The sequence below is a fragment of the Candidatus Delongbacteria bacterium genome, from assembly GCA_020634015.1.
Classification (GTDB): Bacteria; CAIWAD01; CAIWAD01; order CAIWAD01; family CAIWAD01; genus JACKCN01.
The window spans coordinates 269,757-292,337 of sequence record JACKCN010000002.1; the positions used below are offsets into that span (position 1 = coordinate 269,757).

A 22,581-nucleotide genomic window follows, 5' to 3' on the forward strand; every position below is an offset into this window, starting at 1 on the left:
GCGGGTGGCGCGCACGCACGCACGGATGGGGACAGGGCGGAGCGCGAGGAAGCGGTCAAGGAAGAGAGAAAGGACGCGGGCGGGGCCGGTGGCAAGGAAGGGGACGGGGAGCGGAGCGGGTGGCCCCGCGGGTGGGGGGGCGTCGCCGGGGCCGGGGGTCAGCGCAGCAGGGTCATCTTTCGGACCAACCGGACATCGGCACTTTCCAGCACGGCCAGATACACGCCGGAGGCGTGGTTGCTGGCGTTCCAGGTCAATTGGTGTTGCCCTGCGGTCAGTGTGCCGTCATGCAGCAGGGCGACCCGCTGACCCTGAAGATTGTAGACGCTCAGCCGCATCCAGGCCTCGCGCGGCAGGCTGAACGGCAGCACCGTGGCAGGATTGAATGGATTGGGATGGATCGCGTCCAGCGCCCATTCCAGCGGCAGGGCCGCCTCGACCGACGTGCTGAGGATTTCCCAGCTGGACTCCAGTCCGCCTTGATTGAGAGTCACCAGACCATCGCTGACTTCCAGATGGAGGATGCCCGGAGCAAGCAGGTCCTCCAGATCCGGGGACGGCGAGATGCATTCCGTGGTATCCATGCTTGCCTGCAGTTCATCCTCCAGCAGCAGTGTGCCATCCAGGAACCAGCGCAGGCTGAGCAGATCGTTGTCCACATCCGCCAGGCGCAGTCCAAGCTCCGCCAGAAACTGGGCCGGATCACTCACCGGCTCGATCGGTGCATTGCAGAAATCCAGGAATGGAGCATCGTTCTGTGCCACCACATCCAGTTCGATCTCCACGGTCAGTGGGTGATCCAGCCCATCATCGACCGTCATGAAAAGACTGCCCGTGCCGTTCCAGTTGGGCGGTGGAGTCAATTGCAGGGCATCCCCCAGGGGAATGATCACGAATTCAGCCTGCTCGACCCAGGAGTCCACGATGAACAGCGTGTCAGCGTCGCCCGAATAGAAATGGCTGGAAATCTGGTCCAGCAGCATGCTCTCGTCCTCGTTCCAGACCAGCGGATCGAAGGGATTCAACAACACCAGCTGGTCATCCACGGGCACCACCTGCACGGTGAAATTGGCGCCTTCGAGCACAAGGCTTCCGTCACTGACCGAGAAGCTGACCTGGATCGGGCCATTGAAATCCGGCTCGGGGACCAGAATCAGAGTGTCGCCTGCCTGGCTCAAAAGACCCGAGCTTGACGCGCCGTCCATGATGAACAGGCTGTCACCGTCGCCATCGCTGAACCAGTCCAGCAGCGAATCCAGCACCAGACTCGAGTCCTCGAACATCACCCGGTTGGGCAGGGGCGCAATCTGCAAGGGAGCATCGGGAACCGAGAGCACCACCAGAGTCAACACGCCGCTGTCCACACTGAACTCGCCATCTCCAACCTGGAGCTGCAATTCCGCCTGACCGAACCAATTGGCGGGCGGCACGAAGCTGGCTGTGGTTCCATCCATCAGCAGAACGCCCGGTGTGACAGCGGCATCCAGCAGGAGCAGCGCGTCACCGTCGGCATCATCAAACGCCTGCAGCAGGTCGCCCAGTGCCAGGGTATCGTCCTCCAGAACCTGCAGCTGGGACAGGGATCCATTGTAGACGGGAGCATCGTTCAGCGGCAGCACCGTGACCGAGAACGCATCCACACTGAGGCTGGAGTCCCCATCGCTGACCGTCAGCCGCACCATGGTCGTGCCGCTGAAATCGGTGGCTGGCGTGAAGAGCAGATTCGACCCGTTCCAGGCCAGCGTTCCGTTGTTGGAGGTGGCCGACGTGAGACTGAGGAGCGCACCTTCCGGATCGCTGAAGTGCGTCAACGGTGCCGTGATGGTGACTGCCGTGTCTTCCGGGGTTTCAAGTTCCGCGAAAGGCACCAGCAGGCGTGGAGGGTCGTTGACCGGTGTCACCTGCAAAGAGAAACCCGCATCCACCACAAAGTGGAAGTCGGTGAATTCGACGGTGATCTGGGTGCTGCCGAACCAGTTGGCCGGAGGTGTCACGGTCAGTTGCTGTTCACTGAACTGGAATGTGAAGCCGGTGGCCGCTGAATGTGCGCTGAAGATCGCGATGGAATCCCCGTCGGCGTCGCTGAACCCGGCTCCCAGTGCGTCAAGCACCAGGGGCGTGTCTTCCGGGACGGACTGGGCAGCCAGAGGAATCTGCAGGATGGGGGGCTGGTTCTGGGGAATCGTCGCTTCGTAGGGCAGGGCGTTGTCGGCGGAGACCACCAGCAACAGGTCAACGGGTGCACCCGTGGCCGGCAGGGCGAGAACCGCCCGGCCGTCCTGGTCCGTGAGGCCGCTGGCGGCCAGGTCGCCCTCGATCGTGAGCGCCACCTGGGCTCCGGGCTCGCCGGGCACCAGCACGGTGTAGGCGCCCTGCTGGGGAGAATAGGTTGATTCGTGTTCCACCGCCAGTGCACGCGGTTCAGTGGTGCGAACCCGCAGGCTGGGATCGCCGAAGAGCACGAAGCGCTGCATCTGGCCCGACCCCGCGAAGATGTAACTGTCGGACATCGAGAGCGCACCATTGATGCAGAGCGCCCCGAAGGAACGGCTGGTATTGTTGCCCAGCAGGTGATTGAACTCATCCTGCATCTGCATCGGAGGAGACCAGCCAACCAGGGTGGTCGCGGCGTACATCGCCACGCCGCCCGTGGGGGTGCCTTGATCGTTGGCGCGCAACCAGGTCTCGGCAAAACAGGTGTTGTCCATGAATTTTCCGTTGTCACACCCGACGGAGACGACGATCGGCCATCCACTGGTATTCGTCATGGAGTTGACCCGATTGATCGTGAATCCAGGAGGCAGCAAACCACCGGAAACCGGACTCACCCACCTCGAGAACAGGCCATGACCGGCGTAGTTGACGAGGCTTGCACCCTGATTCAACAGGTCCAGCAATATCGAGGTGGTACCGTCTTCGGTGTCATACACACGCAGCACGTCGTCATGGTCGCCCGCCAGCAGAGTGCTGCGGATGTTGTCCATGTGCTCCGCGTCGTACTCGCCCTCGTCCCCGGGCCCCTCCGCGGATGCCACGCCAATCGCCCGGCGATACCAGTCACCGTCCTGCACGGGGGATTCTTCGTAGGTGATGCTGCGGGTGAGCATGATCGAGAGTTGCTCCTCGGTCTCGGCCGAGAAGCGACCCACGATGGCTTCTGGATAGGTGTCCGCGCCGCTCAGAAAGCCATAGTTTCCATCCGCGAGCGCGGGAAGCGTCGGGGCATCGGGGAAGAACGTCACCAGGGAAGGCAGCTGGGCGGCGTCTCCCACCAGAACCACATAGGCGAAGGGGTCGGTGGCATACTGGCTGGACAACCAAGCCTGGATGTCGGTCGCTGTGTCACCCGCTTCGCTCAGGGGAACCACACTGGTGGGGCGTCCGCTGCGCATTTTCCAGCTCACGAAGGGGGCGATGGCCTGCAACCACTCGTCCGGACAGATCACGATCATGCTGCCCACGGCGGGCAGATAGGTGTAGCGCAGCTCGCCCGCATTGATGAAACGCCGCTCGTAGATCGTCATGAAATCCATGTCCAGGGGGCTTCCGGGAGGGGGCCCCGCCGGTGCGGGATCCAGTTCGAGGCGGATGCGCAGATGGGTATACACTTCCAGCTGCTGGCGGGTGGGGTGGTAGCTGAACGGCCGGATGTGCAGGGTCTGCCCCTGGAAATCGCGCAGGATCCAGGGCGTGGACAGTGAGAGGATCTCTTCCGGCCAGCTCCGTTCCTGCTGGTAGGACTCTCCAAACTCGTACGGTGCATCCTCGCGGTTCGTATCTCGAGTGATGTTCCCCCGGGAAGGAACCACCGCCGTGTTCTCGATCGTCAGGCTTTCGCTGGAGACGATGCTGATCGACCTCACGCCGCTGCCACCGACCATCAGGGCCGTGGAAAGTGACGGCAGATCCGGAGTTCCGGCCAGCAGGTTGTCGGCGCCGCCTTCGATCGTGGGTTTCAGCCAGGTCTGCCCATCGATGTCCACATCATGCAGATCGAGGGCGGAGATCGCGCAATCCAGTTCGAGCAGCCCGGCGCTTTGCTGGACCACGGTGATTCCCGTCTCCGAACCCATGAGCAACTGGTGGTGCCGGGAGGCGGCCGCTGCCGGCAGACCCGCGAAGATCCACGCCAGAGCCAGGACAGGCAACCGTCCGGCCACAATCCTGCCCGAGCGCCTTGCGGCATGCCCCGAGCACCGCGGGCTCGGCGCGTGCGGTGAGCTGCCCCCTTCCCATTGGCGACCGAAACTGTGCAACGCCTGTTTTATTCTGGACAAAGCGCTCAAGATCAAAATTTTCAATGCTTTGAGTGTTCAATCATGGTGAGTTTTTGTTTTCAGCTGTCAAGAATTCGGCATCTGGCCCGGCGTGCATTTTCTGGTCGTGAACAAAACATGACCTCTTTCGGGGCATTTTTCGTCCACTCTAAGCTGAACTCAGCGCCATGCGGTGAGTATCGGCTCCATTCGCAGTTCGATTGGCCGATGCAAGCACACGTTCCACGCAACTATCATGACACCAGGAAAAAACTTGGTGTCGACCAACTTGGGCGCTCACACCGGGACGCACCTGTTCACGGCGCAGCCGCAGGCATCGATGTCCCTCAAGTCTCTCACGGGACTGGTTGCCGAACATCTCCCAACCCAGCTGGATTGCCGGTGCACTGGTACCTTGGCCGCCTGCCGGACCCACAACAATGGAGACGTCCATGAGCAAAGCCCCCCAGACCCCCGCCCAGTTGAATTCTGACCGGGCCCTCCGTGCCGATGTCCGATTGCTGGGAGACTTGCTGGGGCAGGTGATTTCGGATCTGGGCGGCCCACCCCTGCTGGCCCGCGTGGAAGGGGCCAGGCAGCTGGCGCGCGACCGGCGTGCGGGAAATGACGAGGCGGGGCAGGAACTGCAGAATCGTCTGGCCGGGCTGAGTCCGGCGGCCGCCCGCGAATTGACCCGTGCCTTTTCAAGCTTCTTCTCGCTGGCCAATCTGGCCGAACAGGTTCACCGGATCCGCCGCCGGCGCGAACAGTCCCTCGAGGGTGTGCCACCGCAGCCCGGCAGCCTGTCCGCCGTGCTGCGCGAACTGGCCGGTCAGGGGCTGGTGCTTTCCCAGATCCGCGAGATCCTTGCTCAACTTGAGGTGATGCCTGTCTTCACGGCCCATCCCACGCGCGCCATGCGGCGTACCCTGCTGGTGAAGAGCCAGCGCATGGCCCGCTCCCTGCAGATCCGGCTGGACCAGCCGGAACCCACGCCACGCGAAGCCGCCCGCATCCAGGCCGAGTTGAGGCGCCAGATCGAGCTGGCCTGGCAGACCGAGGAACAGCCCACGGCCCGCCCGACGGTGGCCGACGAAGTCGAATACGTGCTGTTCCACCTGATCGAGGTGGTCTATGTGATCCTGCCCGGATTCTATGCCTCGCTGTCCCGGGCCCTTGAAGAGGCCTATGGCCCCGGCGCCGGTGCCGATCTGCCCTGCCCCCTGATCCGTTTCGGCACCTGGGTTGGCGGAGACATGGACGGCAATCCCAATGTGGGCGCACACACGGTGCGCGCCACACTCGAACGCCAGCGCCAGCTGATTCTTGGGCGTTACCGGGACGAGCTGGCGGAGCTCGCCGAGGAGTTCAGCCAGAGCGAGCACCGGGTGAGCGTGAGCCGGGCCGTGCACGCGCGAGTGACAGCGTACCGCGAACTGCTGCCCGAGCGGGCCGGCAATCTGCCCAGGCGCAGTGCGGACATGCCGTATCGCCTGCTGCTGACCCTGATGCAGTACCGCATGGAAGCCACCATGGCGGAGACGGCGGGGGCCTACGAGTCCGCCGAGACCCTGCTGGAAGATCTGGCCCTGATCCGTACCAGCCTGCTGGCTCCCGGCGGTGGCCGGGGCGGACTGCAGGTGCTGCTGGCGCTCGAGCAGCGGGTGCGCACCTTCGGATTCCATCTGGCGACTCTCGATCTGCGCCAGGACTCGGAGCTGCATCGGCGCGTGGCAGGCCGATTGCTGGACCGGCCCGGATTCATGGACCTGGATCCGACCCAGCGAGCGGACGAGTTGCGCGCGGCCCTTGAGGCCCCGCTGGATGAAACGGCGACCACCCGCGCCGAGAGCGACGATCCCGAAAGTGTCCGCTGCCTGGATGTGCTGCGCACGATCAAGGACATGCGCACTCGCCACGGCGCTCGGGCCTTCGGTCCTTACATCATATCCATGGCACAGGGAGCCGACGACCTGTTGGCCCTGCTGCTGCTGGCCCGTCACGCGGGGCTCGAGCGGGAGGCGCGGATCGAACTGGATGTGTCGCCCCTGTTCGAGACCGTGGACGACCTGCTGAACGCACGGAGCACCGTCAGCTCGATGTTTGCCGACCCCGTGTATCGCGAGCACCTGCGCGGACGGGGCAACCGTCAGCTGATCATGCTGGGATACAGCGACTCGAGCAAGATCTCGGGCATCGCCGCGTCGCGCTGGGCCCTGTACCAGGTTCAGGAGGAGCTGGGCGAACTGGCCGACGAGGCCGGTGTGGAGCTGAGTTTCTTTCACGGTCGGGGCGGCACGGTGGGCCGGGGTGGCAGCAAGCCCCGCAGCGCGATCCTGGCCGATCCCTGTGGAGCCCTGCGCGGACACCTGCGACTCACGGAACAGGGCGAGATCGTCCATGCCAAGTATGGCCTGCGTGGCCTGGCCGAGCGCACCCTCGAACTGCTCAGCGGAGCCGTGTTGCAGACCACCGCCCTCTGCAGCCCCCGGTCGCGCCCGGAACCCCAGTGGACCGGAATCATGGACCTGGTGGCCAGCGCGGGTCGCGCGGACTATCAGGAACTGGTGCATCACCACCCCCAGTTCCACGACTACTTCCGCGAGGCTACCCCGATCGATGTGATCGAGCGCCTCGAGATCGGATCGCGGCCCCCTTCGCGACGAAGTGGACGCGGAGTGGAAAATCTGCGGGCGATTCCGTGGGGGTTCTCCTGGACCCAGAACCGCCACCTGCTGCCGGGTTGGTATGGAGTCGGGCGTGGTCTGCAGACCGCCGCCGAGCGCTTCGGAGCCGATGAGCTGGCGCGCATGGCCGCACGCTGGCCCTTCTTCGCCAATCTGCTGGCCGACCTGGCCATGGTGCTGGCCAAGGCCGATCTGGAGATCGCCTCACGCTATGCTGAACTGGCGGGCCCGGTCGGGGAATCGGTCTTTCCCGTGATCCGGGAACGCTGGCTGGAGACCCGGGACTGGGTGCTGCGCCTGCGTGGCGAGGATGAGCTGCTGGACCTGGAACCCGCCCTGCAACGCAGCATCCGATTGCGCAACCCTTACGTGGACCCCATGAGCCTGCTCCAGGTGGACCTGCTGTCTCGCTGGCGCGCCAGCGGGCGGGAAGACCGCGAACTGGAAACCGCGCTCTTCGAGACCGTGCGCGGCATTTCTCAGGGCATGCAGAACACGGGTTAGTCTCCCGCGGGAAAAGCCTTCCGCACGCCAATCGCGTTTCCGGTGGCCCACGGGATTCTCACATCCGGATGAAACCTTTTCCGACTGTGTCCCTCGAAGGGGCTCGTCGGTTCGGGCGTGCGTGCCGGAAGCGGACCGGGGAGCAGGGAAACGCGCTCCCCGGAATGCGGGCCCGATCCACGTCCCCGCTACAGGGCCACCATCGCGCTCTTCGACTCTGGCGTGCTGTGACTGTTCATTTTCTGTTGTACAATGGGCGGCACGGCAATCAACAACTCGACCAGCTCCCGGTGCCGAGGGCACTCCCGGACTTTCCTGACAGGGCAAGCCCTGGGGAGTCCTTGCATCGGAAGCACGTCATTTCTGCGGAGGCATGTTCATGTTCAGGCTCGGATCGGCAAGGTGCAGCAGCCCGGGCGGCCGCCTTCCGTGGATGCTGATGGCCCTGCTGTGTGTCAGCGGGATCGCGCAGGCGCGCATCCACGGGTATGTGCGTGATGCGGAAAGCGGGGAGGGCCTGATCGGCGCCAATGTCCAGCTGCTGGGCACCCGCATCGGCGCGGCCACCAACCTCGACGGGTACTTCGTGATTCCCGGCGCCCCCGATGGCCCCAGCAGCCTGCTGGCCAGTTATTCGGGGTACGAGAGCCGCGAAGAGGAGTGTGTGGTACTGCCCGGGCGTGATCTGATGGTCACGCTGACCCTCAAGCCGGTGAGCATCCTGCTCGAGGAGCTGGTGGTGACCGCCGAGCGCAGCGACCAGGAACGCATGCAGCAGGAAGTGAACATCGGCCAGGTGCGCATGGACCAGCAGCGTCTGCGCCTTTCGCCCGTGCTGGTGCAGACCGACGTGATGCGCGCCTTCCAGTCCATGCCCGGCGTGTTGCCCTCCAACGATTTCTCCAGTGAACTGAACATCCGCGGCAGTGGAGCCGACGAAAGCCTGATCGTGCTGGACGGGGTGGAAGTCTACAATCCCAGTCATCTGGGCGGGCTGTTTTCCAGTTTCATTCCCAGCACGGTGAAACACGCCGACCTGGTGCGCAGCTCCTACGCGGCCCAGCAGGGGGGACGCCTGGGCGGCGTGTTGCAGATTTCCACACGCGACGGCAACAACCAGCGCCTCTCGACGGATCTCAGCCTGGGGCTGCTCAGCTCCAGCCTGATGCTCGAAGGTCCGCTCTACCGTACCAAGGAAAGCTCCTGGATGCTGGCGGCCCGCCGTTCCTATCTGGATCTGGCCTCCAGGGTGCTCACCCCCGACAGCCCGGTGCCCTACTGGTTCACGGATTTCCAGGGGCGCGGCAACGTGGCGCTTTCCACCTGGGATCGCCTCTCCCTGACCGGGTACTGGGGCGACGACATCTTCAGCGCCGGCTCGGTGACCTACAAATTCGGCAACCATGCAGGCACGGCCAACTGGCGACACATCTGGAACGCCCGCCTCTACACACGGGCGATCGGCGCCTGGACCCGCTATTACAGCCACCTGAACTTCAACGGCAAGGAAGGCTACCAGGAAGACAACGAGCTCAGTGATGCCTCGGTGCGCCTGCTGCTGGAATACCACAAGAGCGAGGACCTGTATCTGGAGACCGGTGTGGTGCTCAAGAGCATCAATACCACCTACCAGGCCTGGGGCGGAGGAGACCACATCTGGGATGTCTCCCAGACCATGTCCGAGGTGTCGTTGTATCACCAGGGCAGCTGGCATCCCTTCGCGCGCTGGATCTTCGAACCCGGGTTGCGCCTGGCCCTCTATCGCACCGAAGGCCTGCTCGATTCCAACGCCGACACCTATGTCCGCTGGGAACCCCGGATGGGCGTGAAGTACTTCATCACCGAGAAAATCCGCGCCAAACTGGCCTGGGGCCTGTACAACCAGGGGCTGCAGAAGTACAAGCGCGATGGGCAGTTCTTCAGTTCCGTCTACACCGTGCTGGATTCCACGGCTGCGCCGGCACACGCGATCCACTACACGGGCGGGCTGGAATTCGACATCGCGGATGGCACCTGGCTGGAACTGGAAGGCTATTACAAACGCATGCTGGATGTGCGCGAAGGTCGCATCATCGGCAGCCGTCAGGCCGACGACCCCAGCCCCATCGACAGCCTGTTCCATTTCGGTACCGGCGAAGCCTGGGGCGTGGACCTGAACCTTACCCGCACCCGCGGGCTCTGGACGGGTCAGCTGGGCTACAGCCTCAGCTGGAGCTACCGGGATGTGCCCGGTGTCAACGACGACCTGCCCTATTATGCCGCCTTTGACACCCGGCACAATCTGAATCTGTTGGCCAATCGCAACGTCCGCTTTTCGAAAATGCGGGGATTCCCCTTCGATCGCTGGCTGCGTTTCTTCCGCTACAACGCCGGTGCGCTGAATTTTGGATTCCGCTTCGCCAGTGGCCCGCGATACACCAGACCCTATTCGCTGACCTGGCTGGGCGACGAAGGCCTCAACCGGGGCGAGAGCCGTCTGGGCGACTACGGCAGCAAGAACTCCTCGAGCCTGTCTCCGTACACGCGCGTGGATCTGGCCTGGACCTTCATCAAGGAGCGCCCCGGTCGCCACTTCGAATGCAAGCTGGGTGTGCTGAACGTATTCAACAGCCCCAACTACAGTGACATCAGTTTCGACTTCGACCAGGACATCGAAAGCAGCGCGCCCACCGTGACACTCGACGATGGCATCCGCCGCCTGCCCAGCCTGGAACTGAACTGGAAATTCTGAGGAGTCTCCCATGTCTCGCGACACAATGATGATACATGCACGCCGGATCTGTCTGGGCTTGTTCTGCGGGCTGGTGTTGATGGCCTGCCAGGATCTGCCTGAGGACGACCCGGGCGTGTCCGCCCAGGTCACTCTCAGCGCACTGCTTGAGCCCGGTGATACGGGCATCCAGGCGATTCACCTGAGTCACCCTGTGCGCCTGGGCGACCCGGTGGACGGCCCTGCCACCTTCGTGAGCGGAGCCAGCATCCGCCTGACTCGCGGCGATGGCGGCAGTGTGCTGGCCACCGAGGACACGGCCAACTCGCGTTACACCATCGATCGGGCCCAGTTCGAGCTGGTCCCGCTGGACAGCATCACCGTGGAGCTGGAGGGCAGTTGGCAGGGCATGGCCTACTCAGGCACGGTGTCCACCAGGATCGTCGATGACGGCTCATTCGAGATCACCAGCAAGCCCAACGACCACAGTCACGGATTTGACGCCGACACCCTGATGTTCCACAATCTCGATGCCGAGAGCAATTTCACCGATCCAACGGCTTTCCTGCTGAACTGGACCGATCTGGCCGGACCGGTGATCTACGGGTACCAGTTCGAGTACGAGGCGATCAGCCCCGATGGCCTGGGCGGGTTCGTCAAGATGCCCTCCGACCGTCTGCGCTGGCTGCGTGACGACAAGGAGCTGGCCTGGCAGTGGGGCCCCTATCCCGATGTGCGCTCGGTCCCCGGACCCTACGTGCAGCGCCAGCGTGTGTCCTGGGGCGGCTTTGTCTTCGTGGATCAGCAGCTGGAATATCCCGCCGCGGGCAGCGGACGGCACATGGGGTATTACCGCATCACCGTGCGTCGGCTCTCGCCCGAGCTGCTGGATTACTTCTTCAGCACCCACATGTGGATCCGCCAGTTCGATTTCGATCCGGTGTCCTTCAACCTGGTCGGGGACCATTGCCGGGGCATCGTCGGCTCCTGTGTGCAGCGCAGCTTCCGGGTGGCGATCGTGGAGGAAACCGGCCGCAGTCTCTGAGTCCGGAGCCTGGCCTGACAGCTTTGACGAAAGCCCGATTTCCCTTGGCCAAGCCCGGGAAAAGGCGCATTTTGACCCGTCACCCTGTCACCCCCCCAGTTCCGGATCGCACCATGAGACTTCACCCGCTGCTGCTGGCCTTGCTTTGTTTCCAGGCCATGGTCCCGACACTCCGGGCTGAATGTCCGGCCACGTCCTCACTGGATCTGCAGGCCGAACTGTCTCCGGGCAACCAACTGCTGCTGCAGTGGAATGCCGCCTGGCCGCAATCACGGTGGCGCGTGGAACAGAGTGACGATCCACGATTCCTCAACCCCACCATTCTGGGCGAAACCAGCCAGACCCAGTGGCCCATCGCGCTGGCAGGTCCCGGGCTCCAGCTCTTCCGTGTCGTGCCCGTGGACACTCTGGCTGCGGCCGACTCGTTGCTGGTCGAAGATTTCGAAGGCCAGCTGCCCTTCTTCTCCTGGCCGGGCGAAGATCTGGACCCCGCGGGCTGGTCTCTGGATCCCGATGGAGGCAGCGGGTCCACCAGCCTGCACCTCTTCGGCAACACGGTCAAGGGCTTGCCCCTGGCCCGCCCGTTGTTGAGCGAGAACAGCCGCTTCCGCATTCGCGCCTACAGCGGCAGTGTGTCCGACCGGCAGATGGTGGGGTTTGCCGACAGCAGCAATGTGCTCTGGTATGTCCTCTGGGGCACCCGTGGTGGTTATCCCGACAGTCCCGGCCAGAGCGGCCAGACCGAATCCACGGCCTATCAGGGTTTCTTCGAAACGGGAAGCTGGCACACGGTGGTGCTGGAGGCTGGTCGCGATTTCCTGGGCAAGTTCGGCTACCTGCCACGGCTGTGCTCGGTGGTCTTCGCCAACGAAAGCGACGAGGACAGTGGCGAGGTCTGGTTCGACCAGCTCGAGGAGGTCAGTGGGCTGGAAGCCCGACGCCCCTCGGCTCAGGTGCAGTGGATCATGACGGATCAGACGGCGGACAGTACGGAGCTGCTGCTGGTGAATCCGCTGGCCGCCGAGGGACTGCTCCATGTCTGGAACCCGGGCGACGGTCGACGCATCGTGGGCGGCTCAAGCGTGGCACTTTTCGTCTCGCGCCATCGCGATCACCGGATCACGGTGTATGTCGAAGACCCAACCGGGGCTTGGCAGACCGCGTCCGCTCTCGTGCCCGCCGCCGGCACGGCCCAGCCTCGCGGCCTGCGGATGGGCTTCGTGGGCGACATCATGACCGGGCGCGGCTACGAGGCCGAAGACGGCATCATCAACACCCAGGGCGTGGACGCGATCTTCGCCGGAGTGGCACCCTCCTTCCAGGCGATGGACCTGATGATGGGCAATCTGGAATGTTCCTACACCACGGCCGACACCCCGCACCCCACCAAGGGCATCGTCTTCCGTACCCGACCCGAGAACGTGAGCGGCCTGCTGAATGCGGGTCTGGACTATGTGACTCTGGCCAACAATCATACATATGATTATCAGCTGGACGGAATGACCGAGACCATGCAGGTGCTGGACGCGGCCGGTCTGCCTCACAATGGCAGCGGGCTCAACAGCGACCGGGCCCTGAGTCCTGCCCTGCTGTCGGCCGATGGGCTGGCCGTGGGAGTGGTGGCCATGTGCGACCGCACGGGCAACTACAACAATTATCAGCCCTTCCTGGATGCGGGCCCCTCCCGACCGGGCTTCGCCTTGTGGAGCCGGGGCAACATGCAGGCCGCGATCACGGCGCTGCGACCCCAGGTGGACTGGCTGGTGCTGCAGGTGCACTCGGGCAACGAGTACAGCCAGGAACCCAGCCGCAGCGCGGGCCCTGGCCAGGCCTGGCAGGAGGACTTCCCCTGGGATCCCGAGCTGCGGGGGCTGAGCGCGCGCGAACTCAATCCGGACCAGAGCGAACGCAGCCTGCGCCAGGAGGCCATCGAGCTGGGTGCGAACCTTGTGATCACCCACCACCCGCACATTCTCCAGGGTCTGGAAGTGTACCAGGGCGGACTGATCGCCCATTCGCTGGGCAACTTCGTGATGGACCTGAGCTATCTGGAGACCATGACCACCGCCCTGCTGGACGTGCAGGTCGCAGAGGACGAGCTGCAATCGGTGCGCGTGCACCCGGCCTTCATCCAGGACTGGATCCCCGGCTATCTGCGCGGTGGAGCGGCCCGAATGGCGCTGGATCAGCTCAGCTCGCTTTCCCGTGACTTCGACACCTGGCTGATCCGCGAACCGGGCGACAGCACGGCCCGGGTGATTCTGGACACCACCGCCGTGATCCGTTCGGGCGAGCTGCTGCCCCTGGGCCTGCCGCTTGCCGACGTGGATGGCTGGTACGAGAGCGCGCCCTGGTTCCACGAGGGATCACAGTATCTGGGCGCACTGGGGCTGGAAGCGGGCGAACCGGCACTTGAGTATCGGGTGGGCCGCGAACTCTGCTGGTGGGGCAACATGGAGGACGAAGGCATCTCCGTGTGGGACCTGAACAGCGATGGCGAAACCTGGGACAGCAGTCAGGCGCACTCGGGTGAGCGCAGCATCCGATTGGTCCAGGAGGGCAACGGCACCCTGTACACCTATTTCACCACTCGCGGGCCACTGGATCCGCAGAAGGCCTACACCCTGGGTGGCTGGGTCCGCACCCAGAACGCCAGCACGGCCGACCTGCAGATGAGGTATTACGACTCGCGCACGGGCAATCTCACCCAGAGCGAAGTCGTGTACACCACCTCGGGCACCCAGGACTGGAGCTGGGGCTGGCAGGACCTGGCCCCGGACGCGGCCCGGCGCTTCTGGCAGCTGCGCCTGCGGGTCAGCGCCAGCACGGGTACGGCCACAGGCTGGTTCGATGACGTGCATCTTGTCGAATGGAGCGAGTGGCGCAGCCTGGATGCCGGTGACTCGCAGGAACTGCGCTTTCCCGATGATGGCCGCGCGATCCAGGTGCGCCGGTCGAGTCCCGGAAGCGCCACACTGCAATTGCGCGTGGACACGGTGGACCTGCCCGTGGATGCGAGCCTGACACGCGGTGCCCGCACATGGTGATCAAATGGATCCTGTGCCGCGTCCCCGAGGAGAAGCGTGCGGCATTTGACCTGTCCCAGCGCAGTTGGGAGCGGCTTGCCGGTTGTCGGGGATTCCAAGGGCAGGTGGGTGGTTGGGTGGAAGAGCAGCCGACCAGCACCGAATCCGCCCCCGACACGCACGAAGCCGAAGCCTGCATCGTGGCTTTCTGGCGTGACCTGGAGAGCTATCACGCCTTCATGGGGCAGGTCCATGATCAGGTTCTCGAAGCCGCTGGCCAGCGCGCGCTGTATACAAGCACCCACGTGCATCTGCTGCAACCGCGCCTGCCGCTGGAGGGCAGTCACCACGAACTGCACGAGGCCGTGCCGCTGGCCCGCTGGTTGCGCCTGCTCAGCTCGCAATCGGCGGTGGGCGATCTGGACGCACTGCTCGAGCGCCAGCGCCAGATCTGGGCACCCGGATTGCCGGTGCTCCAGGGCCTGCTGGCGGGCTGTTTCGCCACGGGGCTTTCACACGAAAGTGCTCTCGCCGCCACATTCTGGCAGGATCGCCAGAGCGTGGACCTGTATCAGCAGCACATCTATCCTCGGCTCCTGCGCCGTGCGGGGGCACCACCCTTCCCGGGGGAAAGCCGTTTGCGCCTGGTGCGCATCGAGGACGGCTGGCGCGTGCCGTCGATCAGCAACAACTGACCCCACCCCAGTTCACGCATTGATTGTCCGTCCAGTACCGGCAGCGGACTGTCCCACCCCTGTGCCTTCATCCTGATCGTCGCAGCAGGGAGTGCTCGCTCCGGGCCGTCGATGGCTCCAGGAATTGCGGGCATCCTCGATGGCCGCGACCCCGGGAGTTGCCGAAAGTCCTCGTTGTCCGGGTGCGGCAGGCGATTCAGTTTGCCATTCCCGACGATTTTTCGGCTTTGAAAGGGTGGCAGATGCTCCCTCAGGAGCACAATCGCTGCCAAGGGTGTAAAGGTCGTCCCGACAGCGGACGATACCTGCTGCGTCCGCCGGAGGTGGGCTTCAGTCCCGGGGATCCGCTCCCGGAGCTGCGTTGCTTGCACAAGTCAGACAAGGGCACAGGTATCGACATGGACGAAATGCTGACGCTCAAGGAAACCCGGGACATCCTCAAGGTAAGCCGCAACACCATGTACATGTTGGTGCGCGATGGGGTGATTCCGGCGCGCAAGGTCGGTTCCGAGTGGCGCATCATGCGCTCGACTCTCGTGGACTGGATGAAGCAGCGCGAGAACTAGAGGCTTTCCCGCTTCCCTGGCACGGGACGCGGTTTCATGCCTGCCCAATCACTCAGCACCAGTGATTGAAAGGTCCTCCCGGCCACGGCCGGGGGGACTTTCTGCTTTCCGGGCCCGTCGCGCCCCGGTGCGCAGAGCCATCCGCGGCTTTGCTGCCTCAAGCAGATCCGCACGGGATTTTTTGGTAACATCCCGGCCCACCCAATGGCAAGGAAAGACACCGGGATGCGGCTGGATCAGGCGGGACGCGGTTACGTTGAACTGGAACCCTACGGCACCATTCGTCCCATGGTGCGCAATCTGCTCATCTTCACGGTGGGAGCCTTCTTCTTCATTCGCGTGCTGGGCATCGAGGGCTGGCTGGCGCTGAGCGCGCGCGAGGCCTTCTTCGGCGGGCGGATCTGGGAATTGCTGACCTACGGTTTCGTCCACGCCAATTTCCTTCACCTCTTCTTCAACATGTTCGGCCTCTGGATGTTCGGCTCGCAGCTCGAGCGTTTCTGGGGCGGACGCAACCTGCTGGTGTATTACCTCAGCTGCATCGTCGGTGCAGGGCTGGTGCACGTGGCGGTGGGTCTCTTGCGTCACGGAATCGCGCCGCCCGTGGTGGGCGCCAGCGGAGGAGTCTACGGGCTGATCGCGGCCTACGGCATCCTCTTCGCGCGGCAGAAGATCTACCTATTCGCCATCGTGCCCATGCGGGCCTCGACCTTCGCCCTGCTCTTCGGGGCCATCTCGCTGCTCTCGGGCCTGTCCGACAAAACGGACGGCGTGGCCCATTTCGCGCATCTGGGCGGCATGCTCACCGGCATGCTGATGATCTGGTGGAAACCGCTGCTGATGGAACTGCGTGCCCGGCGCCACCGCGAGCGGATGCGCAAGGTGATGCACGTGCACCGCTTCGAAGTGCTGGACGCCGAACGCATCGAAGCCCGCGTGGACCAGTTGCTGGACAAGATCAACCAGCAGGGCATCCAGGTCCTCAGCAACGAGGAGCGGCGCTTCCTGGACGAGGCCTCGGCCTGGTTGCGCAGCCAGCGCAAATCGTGAACCGGGTGCCTTTTGTCCTGCTGGACCACCTGCCGGATCCGGGGCACCGCTTCCAGCCCGACCGGAACCAGCTGCACCACCTGCTGCGTGTGTTGCGCCTGAAGCAAGGGCAGGAGTTGCGCCTCCTGGATGGCCGCGGACACAGTGCACTCGCCAGCCTGCAACTGGCCGGCTCCCACGCCGAATTGCTGGTGGAGAGTGTGGACACTCTGCCCGGACCCTTTCCCGAACTGGAAGCCTGGCTGCCCGTGATTCGCGAGAGCCGCCTCGAGGTCGCGGTGGAGAAGCTGGTGGAACTGGGGGTGAGTCGCCTGCGGCTGTACACGAGTGAGCGCACGGGCGACAAGGGGCGCACGCCCGACATCAGGCGCCTCGAACGCATTCGCCAGGCCGCCATGGAACAGTGCGGGCTGGCCTGGACTCCCCCACTGGACGGGCCCCTTTCCCTGAATGAGCTGTTGGCACACGAGCGGTTGCCGCTGCTGCTGGCTGACCCTGAACCGTTCGGCGACCTGCCTCGACCCACGCACGATGCGCCCGGCCTGGCCCTGCTGGCGGGCCCCGAGGGGGGATTCTCGCCCGGCGAACGGGAAACCCTGCGGGCACGCGCCCAGTGTGCGATCTCCTTCGGCCCGACGATCCTGCGGGCCGAAACCGCGCTGCTGGCCCTGGCGGTCCGCGTGCGGAGCACACCCTGACACACCCAACCCGGCCCTGCCGGATGCAATGGAGGCACGAGTGAAAGCAAGTGGATCGTGGATCGCCCTGCTGCTGGGGCTGCTGGCCATCGGCACGCAGGCGGCCACGCTGCCCGTGCGCGAGCACGTACTGGACAACGGGATGCGCCTGTTGATCATGGAAGACCACACCGCGCCCGTGGTGATGGGCGCCTGGGTGGCCCACGTGGGCTCGGTGAACGAGCGGCCCGGCATCACCGGTCTGACCCACCTGCTGGAACACATGATGTTCAAGGGCACGCGCACCATCGGCACCCGGGACATCGCCACCGATCTGGAGCTGATCGAACGCCAGGAGGCACTGCGTGACAGCATGCGCGCCCTTGACGAGGTCTATCGGGCTCGCGTGAGACGCGGTGAGGCCAGCAGCCTGGCCGAAGCCCGCGAGAACGATCCGCTGCAGGCGGGGCTGGCCCAGCGTTTCGCCGAACTGGTGGCCGAACAGCGGGAAAACATGATCTCCAACGAGTTCGACCAGATCATGAAGAAGAACGGCGAGATCTTCGGCAATGCCTTCACCAGCGAAGACATGACCGCCTATTTCCATGTGCTGCCCAGCAACAAGCTGGAACTGTGGTTCTGGCTCGAGAGCGACCGGCTGGGCAATCCTGTGTTCCGCGAGTTCTATTCTGAGCGCGACGTGGTGCGCGAAGAGCGCCGGTCACGTGTCGAGTCCACGCCCACGGGTGCGCACCAGGAGGCGATCAACGCCCTCTTCTGGCAGGCGCTGCCCTACAAGTGGCCCGTGATCGGTTTCGCCAGCGATGTGGAACAGCTCAGCATGCCCCAGGCCCGCGAGTATTTCGATACCTGGTACGGCCCCGGCAATCTCACGGCCATCATCACGGGAGATGTGGACACCGACGCGGCCATCGCCCTGGCCGACAGGTACTTCGGACGCCTGCGTCCACGCCCGGATCCCCCGATGATGGTGACCACCGAGCCGGTCCAGCTGGGCGAGAAGCGCTACGCCGCCGACGTGGATGGCAACACCACACTGGAAGTCTGGTATCACACGCCTGGGTTCGGTCACGCCGACCAGCCCGTGCTGCGCGTCATCGGCAGCCTGCTTTCGGGCACCACGGGGCGCCTGGAGCGCGAACTGGTCCAGGATACCGGCATTGCCACCCAGGTGAGCGCCTTCGCCGATGCCCAGAAATATGCCGGCGTGTTCTACGCCGAACTGGAGGCTGCCGAGGGGCATGATCTCGATGAGCTTGAGAGCCACCTCTTCGCGGCACTCGACAAGCTGGCTCGCGAGCCGGTGCCCGACCAGGAATTGCAGAAAGTGAAGAACAACTGGCTGGTCAACGACTACCGCCAGCGCCAGGACCCGATCCGCGGGGCCTTTGGTCTGATCCAGAATGACGGGCTGGGCGACTGGCGCCAGTTCTTCGAGTTCGGCGATGCGTTGCAGGCCGTGAGCGCCGCCGACATCCAGCGGGTGGCCGCGGAGATCTTCCGCAAGGAAAACCGGATGGTGGTGCGCTGGAGCCGGCGCGAGTCCACGGTAACGGCGGCCGCCGAATGACACGGTCCACCCCCATCTCCCAGCGAATGGAAGCCCTCATGATCCGCGCGCCACGAACCCTGGCCCTGACGGCCCTCTGGCTGCCTCTGGCCGCCTGTGTCCACAGTAGCGTCCCCGCGGGCGGCACCCTGCCCGATGACGGCATCGTGTCCCATCCCGACCAGTTGACGTTTCCGGTGGTCGATTATCAGCCACCCCGGGCCTCCGAGCACCGGATGGTGCTGGCCAACGGCAGTGTGTGCTACATGGCCGAGCACTCCTTCGTGCCGCTTGTGCGCATCGAAGCCACCATCCGCACCGATCGTGACCGCGAGCCGGAAGGACTGACCGGGCTCAACGGCGCGTTCTTCTCCCAGTTGGCCGAGGGCGGGGGCGGAGGACTGGCGCCCGCTGAATTCGAGGACCGGGTGGCCTTTCTTGGCGCACGATTCTGGAGTCGACCCACGGAGTACGGCGGTGTGGTGGGCATCGAACTGCTGAGCAAGGATCTGAACCAGGGACTGGACCTGTTGTTCGGTCAGCTTGTCTCACCGGGCTTCGATCAGGCTCGGCTGGATCTCTGGCGCGAGCAGACCCTGGCCTCGCTGCGCCAGCGCAACGACGATACACGCCGCCTCGAGCGCCTGGAATGGAACCGCCTGATCTATCCGCCCACGGTGAGCGAAGGCCGCTTCGTCACGCAGGCTGATCTGGATCGGATCACGCGGGACGCGCTGCTCGACTGGCAGCGACGCTGGGTCGCTCCCGCGGGCATCTCATTCGAAGTGTCCGGGGACGTGACACGGAATGCCGTGCTCACCGCACTGGACAGACATTTCGAGACGTGGCAGGCAGCCTGCGAACCCGTTCCGGAGCGCGACGCGGAATACAGTGCCGCGACTCCTGGAGTGTATCTGCTGGACAAGGAAGTCAACCAGACCCGCGTGCGGCTGGCGCTGCCCGGCCTGCACCGTGACGACTCGCGCTGGGTTGCCGGGGAGGTGCTGAATACCATTCTGGGCGGAGGCTTCACCAGCCGCCTGGTCTCGCGCATCCGCAGTGACGAGGGACTGGCCTATTCGGTCTGGTCCAGTCTGGGCGAGGAGAATCACGGAACCGGGCTGTTCCTTGGCGGCATGCAGACCAAGGTGGAGAGCACGCTCTACGCCATGGCGCTCTACAAGGAAGAACTGCAGCGACTGGCAAGTGGCGATCTTGAGAACGACGAGCTGGAACGGGTGCGCCAGGGCATGATCGAGGAGTTCCCCGGCAACTTCAACTCGCCGGCGAACATCGTGGCCCGTCTGCACGATGAAGAGCTGAGCGGCCGCTACGCCAGCGATCCGGCCTGGTTCGCGAGCTATCGCGACCGACTGGCGGCCGTGGATCGGGACGCGGTGATTTCCCTGGCCCGCGAGATGCTGGACACCGACCGGTTGATCTGGCTGCTGATCGGCGACACGAAGGTCATCGAGGCCGGCGACAGCGAGCATGGCCTGAAGCTGGAAGACTTCGGTCCCGTCACGCGCATCCCGCTGCGCGATCCCCTGAGCCAGTTGCCCCTGGAAGGTTGAGCGCACGCCCCTTGCCCGGGGGATATGATTGTGGTATCATTGCCGGCTTCCGGACTGCCCCTTTTGGGGCGGTTCGACGACCGGATCGATCCGGTATCCAGACGGCACGAGAGGAGGTGATTGCATGCCCCATATTCGAGTCCGCGAAGGCGAAGCCTTTGATCGCGCATTCCGCCGGTTCACCAAAGCCTGCGAGAAAGCTGGACTGATGGCGGAAATCCGCCGCAAGCAGCGTTACGAGAAGCCCAGCGAGATCAAGAAGAGAATGGCCAATGCCGCCGCTCGCAAGATCCGCAGCGCCTCCCTGGCCGCAGCCCGCAAGCGCTGAGGCCCAGGGCAGGTCCGGACGGCGCGACGTGCTGCCCGAATTCGATCCTTCACACCCCGTCCACTGAAACGTGCGACGGGGTGTTTTGCAGAAACGAAGTCACAGACAAGTCCGGGGTCGATCATGAAACGAAGCCATACCTGCGGGGAACTGCGCGCCAGCCACGAGGGCCAGTCGGTGGTGCTGGAGGGCTGGGTCCATCGTCTGCGCGACCTGGGCGGTCTGGTCTTTCTGGACCTGCGCGATCGCTACGGCCTGACCCAGGTGGTCTTCGAGCCCGAGCGTGCCGAACTGCAGGCCCAGGCCCACAAGCTGCACGCCGAGTACGTGGTGCGCATCCACGGCACCGTGCGCGCACGCCCCGCCAGCCAGCACAACAAGGCCATGCCCACGGGCGCGGTGGACGTCGAAGCGCTCGAACTGGAGGTGCTGAACGCGGCCGGAGTGCTGCCCTTCCAGCTGGCCGACCCGGATTCCGCCAATGATGACCTGCGTCTCAAGTACCGTTACCTGGACCTGCGCCGGCCCGAGCAGGCACGCTACCTGCTGGTGCGGCACACGATGATGAAATCGATCCGGGCTCACTTCGAGGGGCTGGACTTCATCGAAGTGGAAACCCCGATCCTGATGAAGTCCACGCCCGAGGGCGCGCGCGATTACCTGGTGCCCAGCCGCGTGCATCACGGCAGTTTCTACGCCCTGCCCCAGAGCCCGCAGACCTACAAGCAGTTGCTGATGCTGGCCGGCTTCGACCGCTACTTCCAGATCGTCAAGTGCTTCCGCGACGAGGACCTGCGCAGCGACCGCCAGCCCGAGTTCACTCAGGTGGACATCGAGATGAGCTTCGTGGACGAGGAAGATGTGTTCTCGGTGGGCGAGCGCATGATGGCGCGCCTTTTCCGTGACGTGCTCGGCCAGGAACTCCCGCTGCCCCTGCCGCGCATGAGCTGGCAGGAAGCCATGGATCGTTACGGCAACGACAAGCCCGATCGCCGCTTCGGCATGGAAATCGTGGACCTTGCGGAGCATGCCACGGGCAGCGGTTTCCAGGTCATCGATGGAGCGCTGGCCGCAGGCGGTGTGGTACGCGGCATCGTGCTGCCCGGCAAGGCCGACCTCTTCAGCCGCAAGCGCCAGGACGAGGTGCAGGACTACGTGCGCCACCTGGGCGGCAAGGGCGTGATCGTGGTGCGCCACTCCAGCGAGGGCCTCAGCAGTCCGATGGAGAAGGTCACGGGTCCCGAATTCCTGACCCGCCTGATGAGCGCCGCCGGTGCCGGCCAGGGCGATGTGCTGCTGATTGGCGCGGGCCCCTTCCGCGAGGTCTGCAAGGTGCTGGGAAATCTGCGCCTGCGGCTGGCTCGCGAATACGATCTGGTGGATACCACGCGCCACGAGCTGCTCTGGGTCACCTCCTTCCCGATGTTCGAGATGGACGAGGAGGGCAACCTGGCCGCCGCCCACCATCCCTTCACCCAGCCGGATCCGGCCGGGCTGGCCGCGGGAGTTCCCCTCGAGGAGCTGAAGTCCCGGGCCTACGACATGGTGATGGACGGCAGCGAGCTGGGCAGCGGCAGCATCCGTATCCACAATGAAGAGATGCAGTCGCGCGTGTTCGACCTGCTCAAGATCAGCCGCGAGGAAGCCCAGCTAAAGTTCGGCTTCCTGCTCGAGGCCTTCCGCTACGGGGCCCCCCCGCATGCGGGTTTCGCCTTCGGCTTCGATCGCCTGGTGATGCTCTTCAGCGGCACCGAGAACATTCGCGACGTGATCGCGTTTCCCAAGACCACCAGCGCGTCGTCGCCCATGGATGGCGCACCCAGCCCGGTGGACGAGCGCCAGTTGACGGACCTGGGGCTGAAGCGCATCGAATGGCCCTCCCGCGGCTGAGCG

13 protein-coding genes are annotated in these 22,581 nt (G+C 64.6%); 12 read left to right on the forward strand and 1 reads right to left on the reverse strand.

Annotated elements, in window-relative coordinates:
• Nucleotides 1–158 precede the first annotated feature (158 nt).
• Nucleotides 159–4,049, reverse strand: coding sequence for a tandem-95 repeat protein (locus tag H6678_05255; GenBank protein ID MCB9473199.1), 3,891 nt, complete (start codon nucleotides 4,047–4,049; stop codon nucleotides 159–161).
• Nucleotides 4,050–4,708: 659 nt separating this feature from the next.
• Here H6678_05255 and ppc point away from each other — a divergent pair.
• From ppc to aspS, 12 genes are all read left to right on the forward strand, one after another.
• Nucleotides 4,709–7,447 carry a phosphoenolpyruvate carboxylase gene (gene ppc, locus H6678_05260; protein ID MCB9473200.1) on the forward strand — a complete coding sequence of 913 codons (2,739 nt, stop codon included), beginning with the start codon at nucleotides 4,709–4,711 and terminating at the stop codon, nucleotides 7,445–7,447.
• Between the two features lie 439 nt (nucleotides 7,448–7,886).
• Complete coding sequence (locus H6678_05265) at nucleotides 7,887–10,178, forward strand: TonB-dependent receptor (GenBank protein MCB9473201.1); 2,292 nt, start codon at nucleotides 7,887–7,889, stop codon at nucleotides 10,176–10,178.
• 10 nt (nucleotides 10,179–10,188) lie between these two features.
• Nucleotides 10,189–11,202 carry a hypothetical protein gene (locus H6678_05270; protein ID MCB9473202.1) on the forward strand — a complete coding sequence of 338 codons (1,014 nt, stop codon included), beginning with the start codon at nucleotides 10,189–10,191 and terminating at the stop codon, nucleotides 11,200–11,202.
• A gap of 113 nt (nucleotides 11,203–11,315) precedes the next feature.
• Complete coding sequence (locus H6678_05275) at nucleotides 11,316–14,249, forward strand: CapA family protein (protein ID MCB9473203.1); 2,934 nt, start codon at nucleotides 11,316–11,318, stop codon at nucleotides 14,247–14,249.
• Nucleotides 14,243–14,923, forward strand: a complete 681-nt coding sequence (locus H6678_05280) for a DUF4937 domain-containing protein (protein ID MCB9473204.1) — start codon at nucleotides 14,243–14,245, stop codon at nucleotides 14,921–14,923. Before H6678_05275 ends, H6678_05280 begins: the two co-directional genes overlap by 7 nt.
• Nucleotides 14,924–15,321: 398 nt before the next feature.
• Nucleotides 15,322–15,489 carry a helix-turn-helix domain-containing protein gene (locus tag H6678_05285; GenBank protein ID MCB9473205.1) on the forward strand — a complete coding sequence of 56 codons (168 nt, stop codon included), beginning with the start codon at nucleotides 15,322–15,324 and terminating at the stop codon, nucleotides 15,487–15,489.
• Between the two features lie 225 nt (nucleotides 15,490–15,714).
• Nucleotides 15,715–16,539, forward strand: coding sequence for a rhomboid family intramembrane serine protease (locus tag H6678_05290; GenBank protein MCB9473206.1), 825 nt, complete (start codon nucleotides 15,715–15,717; stop codon nucleotides 16,537–16,539).
• A 5-nt stretch (nucleotides 16,540–16,544) separates the two neighbouring features.
• Nucleotides 16,545–17,237, forward strand: a complete 693-nt coding sequence (locus H6678_05295; GenBank protein MCB9473207.1) for an RsmE family RNA methyltransferase — start codon at nucleotides 16,545–16,547, stop codon at nucleotides 17,235–17,237.
• 40 nt (nucleotides 17,238–17,277) lie between these two features.
• On the forward strand, nucleotides 17,278–18,807 hold the full coding sequence (locus tag H6678_05300; protein ID MCB9473208.1) for an insulinase family protein: 1,530 nt from the start codon (nucleotides 17,278–17,280) through the stop codon (nucleotides 18,805–18,807).
• Between the two features lie 38 nt (nucleotides 18,808–18,845).
• Nucleotides 18,846–20,360: an insulinase family protein gene (locus H6678_05305; protein MCB9473209.1), complete on the forward strand. Its 1,515-nt coding sequence runs from the start codon at nucleotides 18,846–18,848 to the stop codon at nucleotides 20,358–20,360.
• A gap of 124 nt (nucleotides 20,361–20,484) precedes the next feature.
• The gene (rpsU, locus tag H6678_05310) at nucleotides 20,485–20,688 is read left to right on the forward strand and encodes a 30S ribosomal protein S21 (GenBank protein MCB9473210.1); all 204 of its coding nucleotides are present in this window, start codon (nucleotides 20,485–20,487) and stop codon (nucleotides 20,686–20,688) included.
• Between the two features lie 120 nt (nucleotides 20,689–20,808).
• On the forward strand, nucleotides 20,809–22,578 hold the full coding sequence (gene aspS, locus H6678_05315) for an aspartate--tRNA ligase (GenBank protein MCB9473211.1): 1,770 nt from the start codon (nucleotides 20,809–20,811) through the stop codon (nucleotides 22,576–22,578).
• The last annotated feature ends 3 nt before the right edge of the window (nucleotides 22,579–22,581 follow it).